The 20,282-nt window shown below is 59.1% G+C and carries 19 protein-coding genes; 9 read left to right on the top strand and 10 right to left on the bottom strand.

Annotation, left to right across the window (positions count from 1 at the left end):
* The first annotated feature begins 109 nt into the window (after positions 1-109).
* From pta to AC2FEB_RS18075, 4 genes are all read left to right on the top strand, one after another.
* Positions 110-1,117 carry a phosphate acetyltransferase gene (pta, locus tag AC2FEB_RS18090; RefSeq protein WP_496675576.1) on the top strand — a complete coding sequence of 336 codons (1,008 nt, stop codon included), beginning with the start codon at positions 110-112 and terminating at the stop codon, positions 1,115-1,117.
* A gap of 90 nt (positions 1,118-1,207) precedes the next feature.
* Complete coding sequence (locus AC2FEB_RS18085) at positions 1,208-4,027, top strand: molybdopterin oxidoreductase family protein (RefSeq protein ID WP_496675574.1); 2,820 nt, start codon at positions 1,208-1,210, stop codon at positions 4,025-4,027.
* A 109-nt stretch (positions 4,028-4,136) separates the two neighbouring features.
* On the top strand, positions 4,137-4,886 hold the full coding sequence (locus AC2FEB_RS18080) for a 4Fe-4S dicluster domain-containing protein (protein WP_117872120.1): 750 nt from the start codon (positions 4,137-4,139) through the stop codon (positions 4,884-4,886).
* Entirely contained in the window at positions 4,886-5,758 is an 873-nt protein-coding gene (locus AC2FEB_RS18075; protein WP_117872118.1) for a dimethyl sulfoxide reductase anchor subunit family protein, read from the top strand. Before AC2FEB_RS18080 ends, AC2FEB_RS18075 begins: the two co-directional genes overlap by 1 nt.
* A 132-nt stretch (positions 5,759-5,890) precedes the next feature.
* Here AC2FEB_RS18075 and dapA read toward each other — a convergent pair whose 3' ends face one another.
* Positions 5,891-6,763: a 4-hydroxy-tetrahydrodipicolinate synthase gene (dapA, locus tag AC2FEB_RS18070; RefSeq protein WP_117872116.1), complete on the bottom strand. Its 873-nt coding sequence runs from the start codon at positions 6,761-6,763 to the stop codon at positions 5,891-5,893.
* Between the two features lie 134 nt (positions 6,764-6,897).
* Here dapA and AC2FEB_RS18065 point away from each other — a divergent pair, with 134 nt between their 5' ends.
* Positions 6,898-8,871, top strand: a complete 1,974-nt coding sequence (locus AC2FEB_RS18065; RefSeq protein ID WP_496675571.1) for a lytic transglycosylase domain-containing protein — start codon at positions 6,898-6,900, stop codon at positions 8,869-8,871.
* On the opposite strand, the gene AC2FEB_RS18060 is transcribed toward AC2FEB_RS18065, so the two are convergent.
* Both AC2FEB_RS18060 and mnmC2 read right to left on the bottom strand, forming a co-directional pair.
* Entirely contained in the window at positions 8,845-9,714 is an 870-nt protein-coding gene (locus tag AC2FEB_RS18060) for a DMT family transporter (protein ID WP_496675569.1), read from the bottom strand. The genes AC2FEB_RS18065 and AC2FEB_RS18060 overlap by 27 nt on opposite strands.
* Positions 9,711-10,376, bottom strand: coding sequence for a tRNA (5-methylaminomethyl-2-thiouridine)(34)-methyltransferase MnmC2 (gene mnmC2 / locus AC2FEB_RS18055; protein WP_496675566.1), 666 nt, complete (start codon positions 10,374-10,376; stop codon positions 9,711-9,713). Before mnmC2 ends, AC2FEB_RS18060 begins: the two co-directional genes overlap by 4 nt.
* A gap of 55 nt (positions 10,377-10,431) precedes the next feature.
* On the opposite strand from mnmC2, the gene AC2FEB_RS18050 reads away from it, so the two are divergent.
* Positions 10,432-11,469: an NAD(P)/FAD-dependent oxidoreductase gene (locus tag AC2FEB_RS18050; RefSeq protein WP_496675563.1), complete on the top strand. Its 1,038-nt coding sequence runs from the start codon at positions 10,432-10,434 to the stop codon at positions 11,467-11,469.
* Here AC2FEB_RS18050 and AC2FEB_RS18045 read toward each other — a convergent pair.
* From AC2FEB_RS18045 to AC2FEB_RS18030, 4 genes are all read right to left on the bottom strand, one after another.
* Positions 11,461-12,252: an HTD2 family dehydratase gene (locus tag AC2FEB_RS18045; RefSeq protein ID WP_496675562.1), complete on the bottom strand. Its 792-nt coding sequence runs from the start codon at positions 12,250-12,252 to the stop codon at positions 11,461-11,463. The genes AC2FEB_RS18050 and AC2FEB_RS18045 overlap by 9 nt on opposite strands.
* A gap of 15 nt (positions 12,253-12,267) precedes the next feature.
* Complete coding sequence (locus tag AC2FEB_RS18040; RefSeq protein WP_496675560.1) at positions 12,268-12,810, bottom strand: NADPH-dependent FMN reductase; 543 nt, start codon at positions 12,808-12,810, stop codon at positions 12,268-12,270.
* A gap of 132 nt (positions 12,811-12,942) precedes the next feature.
* Positions 12,943-13,614 carry a YiaD family glycine zipper/OmpA-like lipoprotein gene (locus AC2FEB_RS18035; RefSeq protein WP_117872101.1) on the bottom strand — a complete coding sequence of 224 codons (672 nt, stop codon included), beginning with the start codon at positions 13,612-13,614 and terminating at the stop codon, positions 12,943-12,945.
* Between the two features lie 126 nt (positions 13,615-13,740).
* Positions 13,741-14,433 carry a helix-turn-helix transcriptional regulator gene (locus AC2FEB_RS18030; protein ID WP_496675557.1) on the bottom strand — a complete coding sequence of 231 codons (693 nt, stop codon included), beginning with the start codon at positions 14,431-14,433 and terminating at the stop codon, positions 13,741-13,743.
* A 107-nt stretch (positions 14,434-14,540) separates the two neighbouring features.
* Between AC2FEB_RS18030 and AC2FEB_RS18025 the strand changes: the two genes are divergently transcribed.
* Entirely contained in the window at positions 14,541-14,732 is a 192-nt protein-coding gene (locus tag AC2FEB_RS18025) for a hypothetical protein (RefSeq protein WP_170345624.1), read from the top strand.
* Between the two features lie 2 nt (positions 14,733-14,734).
* Here the strand turns inward: AC2FEB_RS18025 and AC2FEB_RS18020 are convergent, their stop codons facing one another.
* Positions 14,735-15,382: an RluA family pseudouridine synthase gene (locus tag AC2FEB_RS18020; RefSeq protein ID WP_496675554.1), complete on the bottom strand. Its 648-nt coding sequence runs from the start codon at positions 15,380-15,382 to the stop codon at positions 14,735-14,737.
* Between the two features lie 96 nt (positions 15,383-15,478).
* On the opposite strand from AC2FEB_RS18020, the gene AC2FEB_RS18015 reads away from it, so the two are divergent.
* A complete protein-coding gene (locus AC2FEB_RS18015; RefSeq protein WP_496675552.1) occupies positions 15,479-15,889 on the top strand; it encodes a nuclear transport factor 2 family protein in 411 nt (136 codons plus the stop codon).
* 2 nt (positions 15,890-15,891) lie between these two features.
* Positions 15,892-16,602 carry an SGNH/GDSL hydrolase family protein gene (locus AC2FEB_RS18010; RefSeq protein WP_496675549.1) on the top strand — a complete coding sequence of 237 codons (711 nt, stop codon included), beginning with the start codon at positions 15,892-15,894 and terminating at the stop codon, positions 16,600-16,602.
* Here the strand turns inward: AC2FEB_RS18010 and rarD are convergent.
* On the bottom strand, positions 16,593-17,498 hold the full coding sequence (rarD, locus tag AC2FEB_RS18005; RefSeq protein WP_496675546.1) for an EamA family transporter RarD: 906 nt from the start codon (positions 17,496-17,498) through the stop codon (positions 16,593-16,595). The genes AC2FEB_RS18010 and rarD overlap by 10 nt on opposite strands.
* Before the next feature lie 263 nt (positions 17,499-17,761).
* Positions 17,762-20,215: a GcvT family protein gene (locus tag AC2FEB_RS18000; protein WP_496675544.1), complete on the bottom strand. Its 2,454-nt coding sequence runs from the start codon at positions 20,213-20,215 to the stop codon at positions 17,762-17,764.
* Between the last annotated feature and the right edge of the window lie 67 nt (positions 20,216-20,282).

Genomic DNA, 20,282 nt, shown 5'->3' with positions numbered 1-20,282 from the left:
GGCGAACCCTTCCGCCGCGACGCAATGAAAAAACCCGTCGCAGTCGCCGGAATCTCAGCCGACGAAATGAAAGATCAGGAAGCTTGATCAAAGGACGAGGCCAGAGCGTATGACAATGACACCCATTGAGCTGTTGCGTCAGAACGCCCCGGCCTCCCGCCCTGTGATTTCTTTATGCGAAGGCAGTGATCCCCGCGTTGTTGCGGGGGCGCTGGCCGCCCAGCAGACCGGGCTGGCTGATGTCATTCTGGTCGGCCCACAAACCGAAGTCGAAGCCGCCCTCAAAAACCAGAATGCCGCTCCCTCTGAGAGTGTCATGGTTCACGACCCGGCGACCTCGGACTTGACCGAGGAATTTGCCCAAACCTATTTTGAACTGCGCCAACACAAGGGCGTCGATCCAACCAAGGCCCGTGCCGCCGTTGAAACACCGCCTGTCTATGCCGCCATGCTGGTACGCAGCGGGCGGGCCACCGGAACCGTAGGTGGTGCCGTTCACACGACCGGAGACATTGTACGCGCGGCCATTCAGGTGATCGGCATGGCCCCGGATGCAGGAATGGTATCGTCCTTTTTCCTGATGTACCCGCCGGAAAACGCAAAGCCCGGAGCGCGGGCAATGCTCTATTCGGACTGCGGTCTGGTCATCGATCCCAGCGCTGACGAGTTGAGCAAAATTGCCGTCGCCTCGGCCAAGTCGGCGCGGGCACTGCTGCGGGTTGACCCCAAAATCGCCATGCTCAGCTTCTCGACCAAGGGCAGCGCAAGCCATCCCGATGTAGACAAGGTGATCGAAGCCACCGAAACACTGCGCCAGATTTCCCCGGATCTCGAGGTCGATGGCGAGCTTCAGTTCGACGCGGCCTTCGTGCCCTCGGTCGGGGATCGCAAATCGCCCGGATCTTCGGTCGCCGGTCAGGCCAACGTGATGGTCTTTCCCAATCTCGACGCCGGCAATATCGGCTACAAGATCACTCAAAGGCTGGGTGGCTACGCCGCGATCGGCCCGGTTTTGCAGGGGCTGGCCCAGCCTGCCAACGACCTGTCCCGCGGATGCAGCGCCGAAGATGTGACCCAGATGATCGCCGTGACCGCACTGCAAGCTATCAGGGAATAAAGCCCAGAACTCGCGTCGTTTCCAGAACGATGTTCTCAAACCGGAAGGAAAGTGACACAGTCCTCCCGACACAACCGACAGGACCCGCCAATGACCCATCAGCAGCCGATCCTTGAAACGTCTCCGAAAGTTTCGGACGAGGTCCGCAAAACCACCTGTTATATGTGCGCCTGCCGCTGCGGCATCAACGTTCACATGAAAGACGGCAAGGTTGCCTATATTGAAGGAAACCGAGACCACCCGGTCAACAAGGGTGTGCTGTGTGCCAAGGGCTCTGCCGGGATTATGCAGGTCAACGCCCCCTCTCGCCTGCGCAAACCGCTCAAGCGTGTCGGCCCACGCGGCTCGGGTGAATTTCGCGAAATCGAGTGGGACGAGGCGCTCAGCACTGCTGTTGGCTGGCTGAACGAACTGCATGAAACCGCACCGCAAAAGCTGGCCTTCTTCACTGGCCGCGACCAGAGTCAGAGCTTCACCAGTTTCTGGGCCCAGAATTTCGGCACTCCGAACTATGCAGCCCATGGCGGCTTCTGCTCGGTCAACATGGCCGCCGGCGGTATTTACACGATGGGTGGCGCGTTTTGGGAGTTTGGTCAGCCCGATTGGGATCACACCAAACTGTTCATGCTCTTTGGCGTGGCCGAGGATCACGACAGCAACCCGATAAAAATGGGGATTGGCAAGATCAAGGCACGCGGCGCACGGATGATCGGCGTGAATCCTATCCGCTCGGGCTATAACGCTGTTGCCGATGACTGGGTCGGCATCACACCCGGAACGGATGGGCTGTTCATTTTGTCGCTGATCCACGTGCTGATGAAAGCCGGCAAGATCGATCTGGATTACCTGAGCCGCTATACCAATGCGCCGGTTCTGTTGAACGCTAGCGAGGGTGCGGAAAAGGGTCTGTTCCTGCGCGACGAGGACGGCAAGCCGCTGGTTATTGATCGCAAAACGGGCAAGCCAACCGCATTCGACAAGCCCGGCGTGCGCCCGGACCTGTCGGCGACCTATGACAAGGACGGTGTGACGCACCGTCCCGTTTTCCACCTGATGGCCGAGAAATACCTCAGCGACGAACACGCGCCCGAGGCGGTGGCCGATCGCTGTGGCATCCCCGCCCAACGTATCCGGGCTATTGCCGCCGAAATCGCCCGGGTCGCCTTTGACGAAGCGATCGAACTGGATCAGGAATGGGTTGATTTTCGGGGTGAAAAGCACACCAAGATGACTGGTCGTCCCGTCAGCTTCCACGCCATGCGGGGCATTTCGGCCCATGCCAACGGATTCCAGACCTGCCGCGCTCTGCACGTGCTTCAGATCCTGCTGGGAACAGTCGAGGTGCCAGGCGGTTTCCGCTTCAAGCCACCCTACCCCAAACCAGTTGAAGCGCACCCGACCCCCCATGGCGACAGGCGACCAGGACGCCCGCTGAACGGCCCGCATCTGGGCTTTCCACGGGGTCCCGAAGACCTGCTGCTGGACGACTGCGGTACACCTCAGCGCATCGACAAGGCATTTACCTGGGAAAACCCGATGTCCGTGCACGGGTTGATGCATATGGTGATCTCGAACGCGGCTGCCGGTGATCCCTACAAGATCGACACGCTGTTCATGTATATGGCGAACATGTCGTGGAACTCATCCATGAACACCAAAGGTGTGATGGAGATGCTGACGGCCAAAACCGAAGACGGCAATTACATCATCCCGCGCATCATTTACTCCGATGCCTATTCTTCGGAAATGGTGGCTTATGCCGACTTGATCCTGCCCGACGCCACCTATCTAGAGCGGCACGACTGTATCTCTCTGCTGGACCGCCCGATCTGCGAGGCCGACGCCGCAGCAGATTCCATCCGCTGGCCGGTGGTCGAACCCGACCGCGACGTGCGTGGCTTCCAGTCGGTTCTGATCGAACTGGCCAACCGCATGAGCTTGCCGGGTTTCACGAATGAAGACGGCAGCCCAAAGTGGAAAGACTACGCAGATTACATCGTCAACCACGAACGACGCCCCGGCATCGGCCCGCTGGCCGGCTTCCGGGGGCCGGATGGCGACAAGGAAGGCCGCGGCGAAGTCAATCCGAACCAGCTGAACCAGTATATCGAAAACGGCGGGTTTTATGTGGCGCATATCCCGAAAGGCGCGGATTACTACAAGCCGTGGAACACCGCGTATCAGGACTGGGCCGTGGGGATGGGCATCTATGACAGCCCTCAGCCCTATCTGTTCCAGCTCTATTCCGAACCGATGCGCCGTTTCCAGCTGGCTGCCGAAGGTCACGGAGACCGCCAGCCGCCCGAGCACCTGCGCCAGCGCATCAAGGACACCATGGATCCGCTGCCGATCTGGTACGAAACCGACCAGCAGGGCAATGAAGGGTTCACCGTCAACGCCCTGACCCAACGCCCAATGGCCATGTATCACAGTTGGGGTACACAGAACGCTTGGCTGCGCCAGTTGCACGGGCACAACCCGCTTTATGTCCCGACCAAACTGATGCGAGAACACAACCTGCAAGACGGAGACTGGGCAAAAGTCAGTTCCCCCCATGGTGAGATCACCGTGCCTGTGATGGAGATGGCCGCGCTGAACGACAACACGGTCTGGACGTGGAACGCAATCGGCAAACGCAAAGGTGCCTGGGCCTTGCAGAACGACGCGCCGGAGGCGACCAAAGGTTTCCTGCTCAACCACCTGATTCACGAATTGCTGCCGTCCAAAGAAGATGGAATGCGCTGGGCCAACTCGGACCCGATCACAGGTCAGGCGGCATGGTTCGACCTGAAGGTTAAAATCGAAAAAACCGACGCGCCCGCCGATGCGCAAAGCCAGCCGAATTTCGACCCGATCCAATCTCCGGTCGGAACCGGCCCTGAGAACCTGGTCTGGAAGGTGGGCAAATGACCCGGATCCGCACTTCATCTGGCCAAAAATATCCCGGGGGTGAATTGAGCCGCAGGCTCAAGAGGGGGCCGACCCCCTCACCTGCCCCCCACAGCAGAGGTTCACTGACATGACCCAGCTACCAAACTCCACCGACCGCAAGATGGGTCTGGTCATCGACCTGGACACCTGTGTTGGCTGCCACGCCTGCGTTGTTTCCTGTAAAGGCTGGAACACTGAAAACTACGGGGCCCCGCTTTCGGATCAGGACGCCTACGGTGCAAACCCTTCGGGCACCTTCCTCAACCGCGTGCATTCCTACGAAGTGCAACCTGCCGATGGGCACGCCCAGCTGATCCACTTCCCAAAATCCTGCCTGCATTGCGAAGACGCGCCCTGCGTTACCGTTTGCCCCACCGGAGCCAGCTACAAGCGGGTCGAGGATGGCATCGTGTTGGTCAATGAAATCGATTGTATCGGATGCGGCCTGTGCGCCTGGTCCTGCCCCTACGGTGCGCGGGAACTGGATATGGCCGAAGGCGTGATGAAGAAATGCACACTTTGTGTTGACCGCATCTACAACGAGAACCTCCCAGAAGTCGACCGTATCCCCTCCTGTGTTCGCACCTGCCCTGCGGGCGCAAGGCACTTTGGCGATCTGGGCGACCCTGACAGCGATGTCAGCCAGCTGGTTGCAGAACGAGGCGGCATGGATTTGATGCCGGAAATGGGCACCAAACCCGTCAACAAATACCTGCCCCCGCGCCCCAAGGACACAGTGGAAGACCAGATCGACATACTGGCCCCCCTGCTGGCACCCATCGCCGACGAGCCCAAAGGGTTCCTCGGCTGGCTCGACAAGACGTTGGAGAAACTCTGATGCATCCCGCACCCTCCGTCATCCTGTTCACCACCCTGTCAGGTCTGGGATTTGGACTGCTGTTCTTCCTTGGCCTGGGGTTTCCGGCTGTCTCGGGTTGGATAGCTTTTGTGTTCTTCGCCATTGCCTATGGTCTGGCCGTCGGCGGGCTTTTGGCCTCGACGTTCCACCTCGGCCATCCGGAACGGGCCTTAAAGGCCTTCACTCAATGGAAAACCAGCTGGCTCAGCCGTGAAGGTTGGTGTGCCGTACTCGCGCTGGTCATCATGGGACTCTATGCGATTGGCGTGGTGTTTCTTGACCAACGCTGGAGTTTTCTGGGTTGGATCGGCGCAGTGCTGTCGCTGGCCACAGTGTTCACGACCTCGATGATCTACACGCAGCTCAAGACCATCCCACGCTGGAATATGAACCTGACACCCGCCATGTTCCTCAGCTTCAGCCTGGCCGGCGGTGCATTGCTGGCTGGTCAGACAAGCGCAGCTCTACCTCTGCTGCTGATCGCGGCGCTGGTGCAGATCCTGTACTGGCGCAAGGGGGATCAGGCGTTTGCATCATCGGGAACGGATCTGGGAACAGCCACCGGGCTTGGCGCACGCGGCTCCGTCCGCGCCTTTGAGCCGCCGCATACCGGAACCAATTATCTACTGCGGGAGTTTGTTCACGTGGTGGGTCGCAAACACGCAGAGAAACTGCGGGTAATCTCGTTTGTTCTGGCCTTTGTACTGCCGGTTTTGCTTCTGCTATTGCCGTTCAATCACGTCTTCGCCCTGTTGGCTGTGGCATCCCACCTGGCAGGCGTGGCAACGTCGCGCTGGTTGTTTTTTGCGCAGGCCGAACATGTCGTCGGGCTCTACTACGGGAAACGGTAGAGGGGCTCTGCCCCCATCGCGGCAAGCCGCGACTCCCCCGGGACATTTTTAGCCAGATGAAGTCTGGATACATCGAAAAAAGGGCGGCGCTCAAGGTTCGAGGCCGCCCTTCGTCGTATTCTGAAAAACCAGTCAGATCAGGCCAGCATGGGCCATTGCGGCCTCAATTGCATCCTTGGTGCTGTCTTCCAGTTCAGTCAGGGGGGAGCGGACTTCGGTGCTGCAAAGGCCCAGTTTACTGAGCGCATATTTGGCACCGACAAGACCCGGCTCGATGAAGATCGCCTCATGCAGCGGCATCAGTTTGTCCTGATACTCCAACGCTTTTGCATAATCTCCAGCCAGCGTGGCCTGCTGGAATTCGGCGCAGAGCTTGGGTGCCACGTTTGCAGTCACCGAGATGCAGCCAACACCACCATGGGCATTGAACCCAAGGGCCGTGGCGTCTTCGCCGGACAGTTGGCAGAAATCTGCGCCACAGGCAGCGCGCTGCTGGCTGACACGGGCCAGGTCGCCCGTTGCATCCTTGACCCCGACGATACGGGGAAGCTTGGCCAGTTCACCCATTGTGGCAGGCGTCATATCAATGACTGAACGGCCCGGAATGTTGTAGATGATGATCGGGATGTCCGCGGCCGCATGCAGAGCCTCGAAATGCGCGATCAGACCGCGCTGAGTCGGTTTGTTGTAATACGGTGTAACGACCAGCGCGGCATCCGCCCCGACTTTTTCAGCGAATTGAACGAAGCGGACAGCTTCGACCGTGTTGTTCGACCCGGCACCGGCAATGACCGGAACGCGGCCCGCGGCCGTTTTGACAACCTCTTCGATTACCGTTTCATGCTCTTCGTGGCTGAGCGTCGGACTTTCGCCGGTGGTTCCGACAGGCACCAGCCCGGTCGAACCTTCGGATATCTGCCAATCCACAAAATGTTTGAGCGTCTTCAAGTCCAACTCGCCGTTGTTGAACGGGGTGACGAGGGCTGGCATCGAGCCTTTGAACATGACACGCTCCTTCAAGGTGCATTTTGCTGTTTTTGCGCCGCGGTCTCTCACGTTTCCAGCTTTGTGAGTTGATCCCGGCGACACACGGTTTATCCTCACAGGCTCTATCCTCGGTTGGTTGGGAAATGCAAGGGATGACACGCTTTCTGGCACTGTTGACTGCTGTGATTCTGTATTTGGTGACAGCACCGCACTCTGCGCAGGCAGACGCTTCGGCTGATTTACGCGCCGGGCTCAACGAGATGCGCAAAGGCGACTGGAACGCCGCATTGCGCGTATCCGGCCAGCGGGGTTCCGTATCGCGCGATATCATCGTCTGGCACTGGCTGCGCGAAGGCTTCGGCAGCTCTGGCGACGTACTGGTGTTTCTTGAACGTCGCCCGGACTGGCCCGGGCTGGCATGGCTGCGCCGCAAGAGCGAGCCTGTTTTCACCGGAGCCGATCCGGACAGGGTTTTGAAATTCTACGCCGACATGCCGCCTCAGACAGCAGAGGGCGCATTGAACTATGCCGTTGCCCTGAAAGCCAAGGGACGCACCGGAGAGGCGGAGGCTGACATTGTGACAGCCTGGCGCACCATGCCAATGGGCTCGGGCCTGCAAAGGAGCTATCTGGAGAACTTTGCCACATTGCTGAAACCGCATCACGCAGCGCGGTTGGACAGAATGTTGTGGGACGGTCATCTTGTGAGCGCCGGGCAGATGTTGCCTTTGGTCAGTTCGGACGAACGTAAACTGGCAGAAGCGCGCATAGCGTTGCAGAAACGCCAACCCGGCGTGGACACCAAGGTGTCGGCAGTTCCGAAGTCTCTGGCAGATGCGCCGGGGCTGGCATTCGACCGTTTTGTCTGGCGCGACAAGAAAGAGCTGGATGACAGCGCCGTCGATCTGATGCTGGCGCGTTCAACCGGGCCTGACGCCTTGGGTGAGCCCGACAAATGGGCCGAAGGACGACGCCGGCTTGCCCGGCTGGAGATGCGATCAGGCCGTGCGGCGCGCGCATATGATGTGGCCGCCAATCATCACATGACCCCTGAGATGGGATACGGCTATGCCGATCTTGAGTGGCTGGCCGGGTTTCTGGCTCTTCGAAAGCTGAATGATCCAGCCACGGCCGTTCGCCATTTCCAGAATTTTTTGGACGCGGTCAAATCTCCGATTTCAAAAGGGCGTGGTGGCTATTGGCTTGGGCGCGCCTACGCGGAACTGGGTGACGCGGAAAAGGCGTATGACGCCTACGCGATTGGGGCTGATTACCAGACCTCATTCTACGGCCTGCTGGCTGCGGAACGGATCGGGCGGCCCTTTGATTCGGAACTTGCCAATCCGCGTCGCGCACCGCATTGGCGGCAGGCGGAGTTTGCCGATTCCAGCGTTTTAGAGGCCGGGTTGCTACTGCTGAAAGCCGGAGAAGCAACCCTGTCCGAAAGGTTCCTGACCCATCTGGTCGAAGGCCTTGATCCAGTGCAGGCCAGTCAGCTGGGCGATCTGGTGATTGAACTGCAACAACCGCATCTGGCCGTAATGATCGCCAAACGGGCGGCGACCAACGGTACTGTCCTTCCTGCGGCCTATTACCCGGTTCACCCGGTGGCCGATATGCGATTGCCTATGGCAAAGGAAATGACACTGGCCATCGCGCGCCGCGAAAGCGAGTTCGACCCGGTTGTTGTCAGCGGTGCAGGAGCGCGCGGTCTGATGCAAGTAATGCCCGCCACGGCCAAGCTGGTTGCAGGTGAGTTGGGCATTCTCGGCGGCCATCAAACCGGGCGTTTGACCACCGACTGGAAATACAACGCAAAGCTTGGGGCCAACTACCTTTCCGGTCTGGCGGCCGATTTCAACGGCAACGTGGTGATGATGGCCGCGGGGTATAACGCCGGGCCAAGACGACCGATCTCGTGGATGGAACGCTATGGTGATCCGCGCGCTGGCGAGGTTGATATCGTCGACTGGATCGAGACGATCCCGTTCAGCGAAACGCGGAACTACGTTATGCGCGTGACCGAAAGCCTGCCTGTCTACCGTGCCCGCCTGGGGCAGGCCGCCCTTCCGATTCCTTTTTCGCAGGAACTGATCGGTTCATCTCTGGCGGCGTTCGCGCCATAAGGTGAACAGGCCTGCGGCCACGACGATGGTTGCGCCCGCCATGACTTCGGGGCGCAACGTTTCGCCAAAGATCGAAATTCCCAGGATCGCGCTCCAAACCAGGTGGAAATATGCAAAGGGTTGAACCGCACTGGCTTCGGCCATCTCATAACACTTGATCAGCAACCAGTGCCCGAATACCCCACTGACGCAAAGCAGCGCCATCCAGAGCCAATCGCCGCGCGCCATCGGCTCCCAGAACCACATGCCAAACACGGTCATCGCCACGGCACCGGCGACACCGGTCCAGAAAAAGCTGGTCGCCGCGCTGTCCTTACGGGCAACATATCGCGTCAAAAGACCATAGATCGCAAACAGAAACGCAGAGATCAAAGGTATGACAGCCCACGGGTTAAAGACCCCGGCACCCGGTTGCAGAATGATCAGAACTCCGATGCATCCTACGCCGATCGCGACCCACCGCCGCCATCCGACATTTTCACCCAGAACCGGCCCGCTCAGCGCGGCGACAAGCAAAGGATAGCAAATGAAGACGGCCATACTGTCGATCAGGCCAAGGACCGTAAACCCGAACACCGCGATGCATATTTCGGCAGCCAGCAACACGCCCCGCACAATCTGCAAAACCAACTGATTGGTCTTTGTTGCCGCCTTTAACCCACCTGGGGCCCGCGCAGCCAGAGCGATGACGAAAGCCGCAAAGAACCAATAGCGGATCATGACCACCATGTAGGTGTTGTAGGTTCCGGCCAGATGGCGCGAGATACCGTCCTGCAGGGCGAAGACAATCGTCGCGCCCACCATCAAGACGATGCCCGCGCCTACATTGTTCTTCTGGGTCATGCCTTGTGTGCCCGCGTCATGTGCCGCTTGCGGCCATAGCCGGGCGTGCGGGTAACGTTGAAACCGGCACCCTCAAGCCCCCGGCGCACAAAACCAGCGGCCGTATACGTGGCCGCCGTCCCCCCCGTGGCAGTGTGGTTTGCCACTTCCTGCATCAGGTCCGCGCCCCACAATTCAGGGTTCTTGGCCGGTGAAAAGCCGTCGAGAAACCAGGCATCTGCCATACCCTCCCAGTTCGGCAATGTCTCGCGCGCGTCGCCGATCACCACCTCAAACTGAAGCGACTCCAATGTACATGTGCGCCCCGTCCAATGCGCCAGAAACCGGCTGCTCCACGGATGCAATTCAGGAAAGGACTCAAGCGCACGTTGCATGTCTTCCGCGGCCATGGGAAAGGCTTCGAAACTGGTAAAACGCAATGGCCCTTTCTGGCCGGATGCCTCCCATTCTGACCAGGCCGTCAGCAGGTTCAGGCCGGTGCCAAAACCCAACTCGGCAATGTGAAACCCTGGCGTAAACCGCGCAGGCAAATCATTTCCCGCCAGAAACACATGGCGCGTCTCTTCCAGCCCGTTCTGCAACGAATAATAAGGGTCGTCGAAGCAATCCGAGACCGGGATCTGATCTTCGGTCCACGTCAATTTGGCGCGCTGGTCTGCCATCGGGGAATCCTGTACCTAAGCGGCGCGACACTGAACAACGTAAAGGAAATTGGCAATGGTCGATGTGACGGTTCGCGGCGCAGGAATTTTCGGCCTGTCCATCGCCTGGATTTGTGCGCGACGCGGCGCAAACGTGCAGGTTGTCGATCCGTTCGGACCGGGCGCGGGGTCCAGCGGAGGTCTGGTCGGCGCGTTGGCCCCGCATGTGCCGGAAAACTGGAACGCCAAGAAAGCTTTTCAGTTCGACAGCCTGATTATGGCTGAACCGTTCTGGCGACAGGTCGAATACACCGGCGGGGTTTCTCCCGGCTACGGCCGGCTGGGCCGTCTTCAACCAATCCCGGACACGCGTGGCCTGGAATTGGCCCGCCAACGCGCAGGCACCGCAGATGAGCTTTGGCAAGGCCGCGCGGAATGGCGTGTCGTCACCACGGCCCAAGCGGGTTCATGGTGCCCGCCCAGCCCCACAGGTTTTGTCATCCGGGATACGTTGACGGCACGGATACACCCAAGGCGGGCCTGCGCCGCTCTTGTCGCTGCTCTCGAAGTCATGGGCGTCCAGGTTGTCAGAGATGGCGATGACAACAAGGGACAAATTGTCCACGCTACCGGCATTGCAGGATTACAGGAACTGAACACAGCCTACGGCAAGACCATAGGGAACGGTGTCAAAGGACAAGCCGCCCTGTTGCGCTTCGACGCGGGAGAAGTGCCGCAACTATTCGCCGACACGGTTCACATTGTGCCTCATGCTGACGGAACACTTGCGATAGGATCAACCTCGGAACGGGACTACGATGACCCAACCAGCACGGACGAGTCGCTGGATGATGTGATCGACCGCGCCACGCGTGCGCTGCCTCTGTTGCATGGGGCCGAGGTGATCGAACGCTGGGCCGGAGTGCGCCCACGCAGCAAAAGCCGTGCACCGATGTTGGGGGCACATCCACTGCATCATGGTCAGTTCATCGCCAATGGCGGGTTCAAAATCGGGTTCGGCATGGCCCCCAAAATCGCCGAGGTCATGGCCGATCTTATGCTGGAAGACCGGGATACGATCCCTGATGAGTTCCGGCCCGAAGCCTCACTGTGACTGTACGACGGCCTGCATGCATTGCCGCCCGTCAGGGCCGCGCACCCACATCTTTTCATTTCTCCGGCACAACTGGGCAGTTTCGAAATGCATCAACGGTGAAGTCGCACGGAACGAAAACGATGCAAGCGGACCGCTCAGGTCGACCGCGAACAGCATCAGAAGTTGCGCCAATAGCGGCCCGTGCACGACCAGCCCGCCGTATCCTTCCACATCGCGCGCATAGTCCAGATCATAGTGAATACGGTGGCCATTGAAGGTCAGAGCCGAGTAGCGGAACAACAACGTTGAATCGAACCCGACTTCGCGGACATCAGTTTCATCGGTGCGCGCTCTGGGCGGTTGAGGCATTTCAGCATCCGGCGCAGGATCTTCGCGATAGACAAGATCCTGCCACTCTGTCAGGCGCAACTGACCGTTCTGCCAGATCTCGTGCCGTAAAGTGACAAAGCCCAACGGGCCGGACCGCCCCACCTTGGTGCCTTGACTTTCAAGAACCGATTTCTTTTCGGCGGTGATCCCTGCGACCAATGGTGCGTGAAAGGTCAACCGCCCCCCGGCCCACATTCTGCGCGGCAACCCCATATCCGGGATCAGGCCCCCAACCTTGGGATGCCCATCCCTGCCCAATGCGGCAGCCGGTTGCGCGATCCAGAAATAAAGCTGATGGAAGAAGGGCGGCAAATCCGAACCACTGGCGATCGTAGGCACAGCGCCCAGCGCCACCTGAAATGCGGCCGCTCGGGCCGGGTCCAAGAGATCGGTCTGTCGCTCTTGCGTCATTTGTCTGACCCGCGCTCAGAAACCGGCCTCGGCCCGAAGTTTCTGCATCAATTCATGCAAAGGCTTTTCGTATCGATCCGAACGCAGCTTCCCCTGATCGTCGAACTCACTCGAACTGTTCGCCAGATGGATTTCGGGCCCCTGCTGGATGCGCGGCTGAAAGGGAACCATACAGGCCCGCAGGATCATCTGCGCCCGTTCCCCGCCTGCACGACCAGCGGCCGCCGACATTACCGCAACCGGTTTGTCGGCCCATGGATTGCCTTGCGTACGGCTGACCCAATCCAGCGCGTTCTTCAGAACGCCTGATGGACCCTTGTTGTACTCAGGTGTCGAAATGATCACCGCATCGGCTTGCGCGATCTGATTGGCCAGCGTCTGAACCGTCTCGGGAATCCCTTCTTCGCCTTCCAGATCACCATCGTAGAGGGGCAGGTTCAAATCCGCTTCAACAAAGCTCACCGGATCGAACAACCGTGCCGCCTCGCGCAGAAGCTTACGGTTGGTCGCGTTCTGGCGCAGGGACCCGGACAGGCCAAGAAGGGTCGGTTGGGACATCGGGAAAGCTCCGTTTCTGTGTTTGTCGCAAGTTAGACCGAGTTCACCCTGATCCAAACCCCATTTGACGCACAGTCAATGCGCGAACGGGGCCGCCCAAAGGGCGACCCCGCTGTTCACAGTACGCAGTGGTTACGCGTTTCCGCTGGGCACCACGACAATCTCGACACGCCGGTTTTGCGATTTTCCTTCCGGCGTGAGGTTGGAGGCGACAGGGTTGTTTTCGCCCTGCCCGATCGTGCGAATACGGTTGTAGCTGACACCATTGGCCTGAAGAATATCGGCCACGGCATTTGCGCGACGCTCTGATAGGCCCTGATTGTAGGTTGCGTCTCCGTCGCTGTCGGTGTGACCGATGATCTGCACGTTCGAGTTCGGGTAGTTGACCAGGTTCTGGCCCACTTTCACCAGATCAGACCGCAGCGCCGGGCGCACGGTCGAACTGTCGGTGTCAAAGGTGATATCATTCGGGACCGTCACAATCAGGCGATCGCCTGCGTTGACGATTGTAATTCCGTCATTTGCCAGCTGTTGACGCAGCTCCGCGGCCTGCTTGTCCAGTTGATTGCCAATCACACCGCCCCCGGCAGCACCGATTGCAGCACCGGCCAGCGCACCAAGACCCGGGTTCGAGTTATTGGCAATCGCCCCGATACCAGCGCCAACCAGACCACCCAATACGGCGCCCTGTTTGGCGTTCTGGTTCGGATCGTTTTGTACTGTCAGCGTGGCCGGATCGGTACAGGCCGCCAACACAAGGGCTGAACACAAGCCTGTGGCCACGAAAAACTTGGAAATCGTCATGATATCACCTTCTGCTCCAGCACCCGTTATTCGGGCATGCTTCGTTTTCCTCAGTATATCACTGTGCAGGCTTGGTGGCTCAAGCAACAATGCGGTGAAGTAGGCGAATACCCGCCAAACACGTATTCACACCGATTCAACGAGCGTTTCTGTATTCTGCTGTTCCTGCCAGAGATCGCGCAACGACCTGCTCTGTCCTGAAAAGCTTTCTTCCGTGCATTCGCTGGACCAGATACGGTCGGTGCGGAAATGGCGAAAGCCGTTGCGCAGTTCACACCAGCCTGCCAGCATCGTGCATTCGATGTGGTAGATCAGCGCCAGAGGACGCACGACCCGGGCCGTGCGTTCGCCTTCGCCATCTTCATAGGTGATACGAATTTTCCGTTCTGCCCGAATGGCCTCGCGGTAATGTGCGATCGATACACAACCCTTTTCCGGATCGTCCGCCGGGGCACCCCATGGCGCCACCTGTAGCCAGTCTGCAGGACAATGCAGCGCGTCTATCTTCTGGCATATCCGGTTGGCGGCCCTTTGCAGGTGGCTGTCGCCGGTACGTGCAAGAAGGGACAGGCCAACCCACAAAGCCTCAACTTCTTCTGCATCGAAATTGAGCGGCGGCAAATCGTAGCCGCGTCGCATCACGTACCCAATACCGGCCTCTCCTTCGATGGGCGTCCGTTGCGCCTGTAACTCGGCAATGTCCCGATAGACCGTGCGCACGGACACCTCCAACCTTGCGGCCAGTGCCTCTGCCGTGACCGGAGTGCCCGCAGCCCGCAGGATCTGGATGATTTCAAACAATCGGGTCGAACGGCGCATGGCATCCTCCTGTCAACATGCTGACACCCTAGCACACCCCACTGACAAGAAGGTGTCAGGAGTAATGGGCCAGATTGGAATGGCAACAAAAAAAAGGAGCACGAAAAATGCCTTACCTCGACACCCACGTCATGATGACACTCAGGCTGGGGCAATGGTCTCAGGACCACACCCTGCGCGCCTTCGAGATCGAGCGCGAAATCGCCATGGCCCGGCAGTGCAAGCAACCTGTTTCAAAGAAACGATCAAGACGTTTTTCGCTGGGAAATCTGAAGATGCTCTGGACCAGCACGGCCTGAAATCAGAACTCGGGCCGGGCCCGAAACTTCATCGAAACCCCACCTTCCGGGTGCTTCAGGCGCAGCTCTTCTGAATGCAGCATCAATCTGGGGAAGTCCAGCGCATCGCCTGACGCATAGAATGGATCGCCCAGGATCGGGTGGCCCAGCGCCTGCATGTGAACGCGAAGCTGATGAGACCGGCCCGTTTTGGGAAACAGACGCACACGCGTCGTATCGCCTTCGGTCTTCACAACGCGCCAGTCCGTCACGGCAGGTTTGCCCGTCCCATGACAAACCATCTGTCTGGGCCGGTTGGGCCAGTCCACGATCAGAGGCAGGTCAACGGTACCGGTCTTGGGTTCCAGCTGCCCCCAGACACGGGCGACATAGGTTTTGCGGGTCTGACGCTGCTCGAATTGCATGCTCAGGTTGCGCTGCGCGTGCGGCGTTTGGGCAAAGACCATGACACCGGACGTATCCCGGTCCAACCGGTGCACCAGCAGTGCTTGTGGAAATGCATCCTGCACCCGGGTCAACAGACAATCTGACAGATGCGCGCCCCGCCCCGGAACCGAAAGCAAGCCCGAAGGCTTGTTCACCACGATCAGCTGCGCATCTTCATGCAACACATCCAGCGGCGTTTGAGGGGGATCATAGGTGTCGCTCATGCAGGGTGCCTATCCCAGCTCGTGACCTCCCGCAACGTCGTCCTTGCATGCCCGCCCATGTTCGGTGACCTTCACCCCAAAAGCGGAGGAGATGCCATGCACCCGACAATTGAACGCATGCAAGAGGTTGTCGCGAAAGGCGATGAGGCCTTGATCCACGAACTCTTGGCAGAAGATGTGCAGTTCCTGCCACCAACCTACTACAGCACCTGGGCAGGGCGCGCTCCGGTCGCTGCCGTTCTGGGGCATGTCGGGCAGGTGTTTTCAGATTTTCGTTATCGGCGCGTCATGGGCGACGGGAAAGACTGGGCGTTGGAGTTCCAATGCAAAGTCGGTGATCTGGATGGTATCGGCGTGGATCTTGTTACGCTGAATGACAGCGGGTTGATTCAGACTTTCGAGGTCGTCATGCGCCCCTACAAAACGGTGGGTGCCTTGCGCGATGCCATGATGGCGCGGGTCATGACCGACGCTCGTTTTCTTGAATTCAAAAACGCGCTGAGCTGACAATGCCGCGTTCCTTAGCTGTCGATCAGATTTTGCGGGTGCCTTTGCTTCCGGTGCTTGCCGCGCAGGGCCTTTCGGTGCAACGGAACGCTCAGCTGCTGCCGGAACCGACCGGCGCGCGCGAGGGCCGCAGAGGTCGCGGGCCGCGTCTGCGGCTTCTGATCATCGGTGATAGCTCGGCAGCCGGAGTGGGCGCAGGCACGCAGGATCAGGCGTTATCCGGACATCTGGTCAACCGTCTGGCCAGGCACTACGTGGTCGAATGGCAGCTGGAAGCGGCAACCGGGCACACCACGCAGGATACGATTGACCGCCTGACGCAAATAGATGGCGAATTCGATGCTGTCGTTACGGCACTCGGAGTCAATGATGTCACCCGAGCCGTGACACGTGGGCAATTTACAAGCCGCCAGACCCGTCTCATCCGCTTACTTTCCGAAGGTCTGGGCGCTCGTCGCATCGTCGTAACCGCTGTCCCGCAGATGAACAGGTTTCCGGCCTTGCCTCAGCCGCTGGCTTGGGTGCTTGGATGCCAAGCCGCGCGCCTGGACCAGGGGCTGCAAGAGGTTGCGGCTGCTTTTCCGCATGTTCAACACCTGCCACTCGACCTGCCGGACGACCCGGCGCTGGCTGCACCGGATGGCTATCATCCCAGCCCCCGGGCGTATGCGCTTTGGGCAGATGCAGCCGCGCGTCTGTTGCTTCAGGCCTGAGTGCGCACCTGCCGGATCATAGGGATCGAGTAAACAACCAGAGCCGCCCAGATCAGTGGGAACGCAATCATCCGGCCTGTGTCTATCTTCTCACCGAACAGGGTTATTGCTGTAATGAAAATCATGGTCGGCGCAATGTATTGCAGGATGCCCATTGTGGACAGGCGCACCAGTTTGGCGCCATTTGCGTAAACCAGCAACGGCACGGCCGTCACAACCCCGGCGCAGGACAACAATAGAGTGTCCGACATCGCCACGCCGAAATGTCCTGTGCCCTGCACACCCAGAAAGGTGATATAAACCAGTGCCGGAATCAAAAGGATCAGGACCTCAAGCAGAAAACCCTGGTTCGGCCCAATCGGCAGCGAGCGTTTGAAAAACGCGTAGAACCCCCAGCTGACCATCAACCCAAGAGCGGCCCAAGGCAATCGACCGGCTTCTACCACAAGTACCACCACACCCATCACAGCCAACCCGACCGCGAACAGTTGTGTCCTTGTCATGGGTTCCCTCAACAAGATCGCCCCCAGCGCAATACTGAACAGAGGGTTGATGTAATATCCCAGCGCTGCATCCAACGCGTTGCCCGTAGAAATGGCCCATACGTAAATCGCCCAGTTCACGGAAATTAGCGCAGCTGTCAAAGCGGCCATGCCTAACATCTTCGGATTGCCAAGCGCAGCCTTCAGATCCCGGGTTCGGCCCAGTACCACTAGCAACAACCCCGCCACGGGTACTGACCAGATAACACGATGCGCCACGACCTCGACCGGCCCCATATGATCCAACGCTTTCATATACAGAGGCAGGAACCCCCACAGGACATAAGCCGTGACTGCCAACGCAAGTCCTTTTGGTGTGTCCGTGTTCTGAGAAGGTAAGAGCGGGTCAGCCACATCGGGTCTCCGGTTGCTACCGGTTCGGTTTACGGCAGAACTGAACAGGTTGAAAACTCTGAAAACAGTGAAGTGTCACATAACGATGTTTGATGAGTTATCGGACCACGCTTTTCAGGTGACGTCTGAAATGCGAGGCTCTGCCTCGCGCTCCGGGATATTTGGGGCCAGATGAACAAGGGGAACCAATCTTCATCTGGCCGAAAATATCTCGGGGGAGTCGCCGAAGGCGGCGGGGGCAGAGCCCCCACCGAATACCATGGTCACACCTTCACCCGTTCGGATTTGGGATCATACATGGGTTTGAGTGACGCTTCGGCTTTGACCTTCACGCCACACACGTCGATCTCGTAGGTCGACGCCAGAACGTCGGCGGCTTTCTCTCCCTGGCATGGCACGTAGCCCAAACCGATGGCGCCGCCGAGAGTATGGCCATAGTTGCCGGAACTCAGGTAGCCCACGTACTCCCCATCCCGTACGATCGGTTCATTGTGGAACAGCAGTGGTTCGGAGTCTGTCAGGCGGAACTGGACCAGACGGTTCCGGGGACCGCTTTCCTTCCGCGCAATCACGGCCTCACGCCCAATGAAATCGCACCCCTTGTCCACCTTGACTGCAAAGCCCAGACCCGCATCGACGACGTGATCTTCGCAGGTGATGTCGTGCCCGAAATGGCGGAAGCCCTTTTCGATCCTACAGCTGTCCATCATGTGCATGCCGCACAGCTTGAGCCCCATGTCCTGCCCCGCCTCGTGCAGGGTTTCAAAGACGTGGCCCGCCATGTCGGAGGATACATAGATCTCCCATCCAAGCTCACCCACATAGGTGACGCGGTGGGCACGGGCGAGGCCCATGCCGATCTCGATTTCCTGCGCGGTGCCGAAGGGATTTGCCGCGTTCGAGAAGTCGTTGGGCGACACCTTTTCCAGCAAGGCCCGGGAATTCGGGCCCATCATCGCCAAAACGCCTTCACCCGCCGTGACATCGGTGATGACCACGTTGAAATTGCCAGAATGGCGCATCATCCAGGTCTGATCCGCCAGACGGGTCGCTGCCGGAGTGACCACCAAATAGGCGGTCTCGGTAAGACGTGTCACGGTGACATCCGCCTCGATTCCGCCGGAACGGTTCAGAAACTGCGTGTAGACGATCTTGCCATTGGGCACTGCGTAATCGCCGCCACCGATATAGTTCATGAACTTTTCGGCATCGGGACCCTCTACGCGGATCTTGCCAAACGAAGACATGTCGTACATGCCCACATTTTCACGCACAGCTCTGTGCTCAGCCGCGGAATTCTCGAACCAGTTCTGGCGCTTCCAGCTGTAGTTGTAATCGCGCTCTTGCCCTTCGTTGGCGAACCAGTTGGCGCGCTCCCACCCGGCCAGTTCACCCATCACGGCGCCCTGTTCCAGCAGGTGATGGTGGAACGGAGTCCGGCGAACACCGCGCGCGGTGGCTTTCTGGCGGAAGGGGTAGTGGTCGGCATAGAGCAGGCCTAGGGTCTCTTTCGAGCGCTCGAACAGGTACTGCTTGTTCCCTTGAAACGGTTGCATCCGACTGATGTCTACATCACCCAGATCGAACGGTTTTTCGCCCGTATCCATCCATTCAGCCAACGCCATGCCTGCACCACCGGCCGATTGAATGCCAATCGAATTGAACCCGGCGGCAACCCAGACATTGTCCATCTCGGGCGCCAGACCCAGATGATAGGCATCATCAGGCGTAAAGCTCTCGGGGCCGTTGAAGAAGGTGTGGATGCCCGCCTCGGCCAGCATCGGCATCCGTTCGCAGGCGGCTTCGAGGATCGGTTCGAAATGGTCGAAATCCTCGGGCAGCTGGTCGAATTCGAACGTGTCCGGGATGCCATTCATCGCCCAAGGTTTCGCGTTGGGTTCAAACGCACCCAGCAGGATTTTACCTGCATCTTCTTTGTAATAAGCACATTCGTCCGGCACACGCAGCACCGGCAGCTGGGTCAGACCATCGATGTTCTCGGTCACAATGTAGAAGTGTTCGCAGGCATGCAGCGGAACGTTCACACCGGCCATGCGGCCAACTTCGTGGCCCCACATGCCCGCGCAGTTTACCACCATGTCACATTCGATATGGCCCGAGGCGCTGCCGTCATCCGCGACCCAGTCCACACCAGTAACCGACCGGCCCTGCCTGACGATATCGGTGACCTTAACCCTCTCTTTCACCACGCCCCCGCGCTGGCGCGCGCCCTTGGCCAAAGCCAGCGCAATATTGGCCGGATCGCCCTGCCCGTCGAGCGGCAGATAGACGGCACCTTTGACGCCCTCGAGATTGATGTGCGGATACAGCTCCTGCACGCGCTCATTCGAGATTTCTTCGACCTCGACACCAAACGCCCGTGCCATCGCAGCCTGACGATAGATTTCCTCTTTGCGTTCTTCGGTCAGGGCCACGGTGATCGACCCACACCGCTTGAATCCCGTAGCGACGCCGGTTTCCTCTTCCAGCGCGCCATACAGCTCTTGGCTGTACTTCGCCAGCTTGGTCATGTTTGCGGTGGCGCGCAGCTGCGCAATCAGACCTGCCGCATGCCAGGTGGTGCCACTGGTCAGCTGCTTGCGTTCCAGCAGCACGACATCTTTCCAACCCTTCTTGGTCAAATGATACGCGACTGAGCATCCGATGACGCCACCGCCGATGATGACCACACGGGCCTTGCTGGGAAGATCAACCATCCTGAATTCTCCGCTGTGTCAGGTTTGGAATAAGTTGCCATGGAAGATCGTCAACAAATGCACCAAA

The sequence above is a fragment of the Ruegeria sp. YTSC106 genome (genome assembly GCF_059609765.1).
Note: the sequence above shows the minus strand (reverse complement) of the source record. Positions and strands in the feature narration are given on the sequence as shown.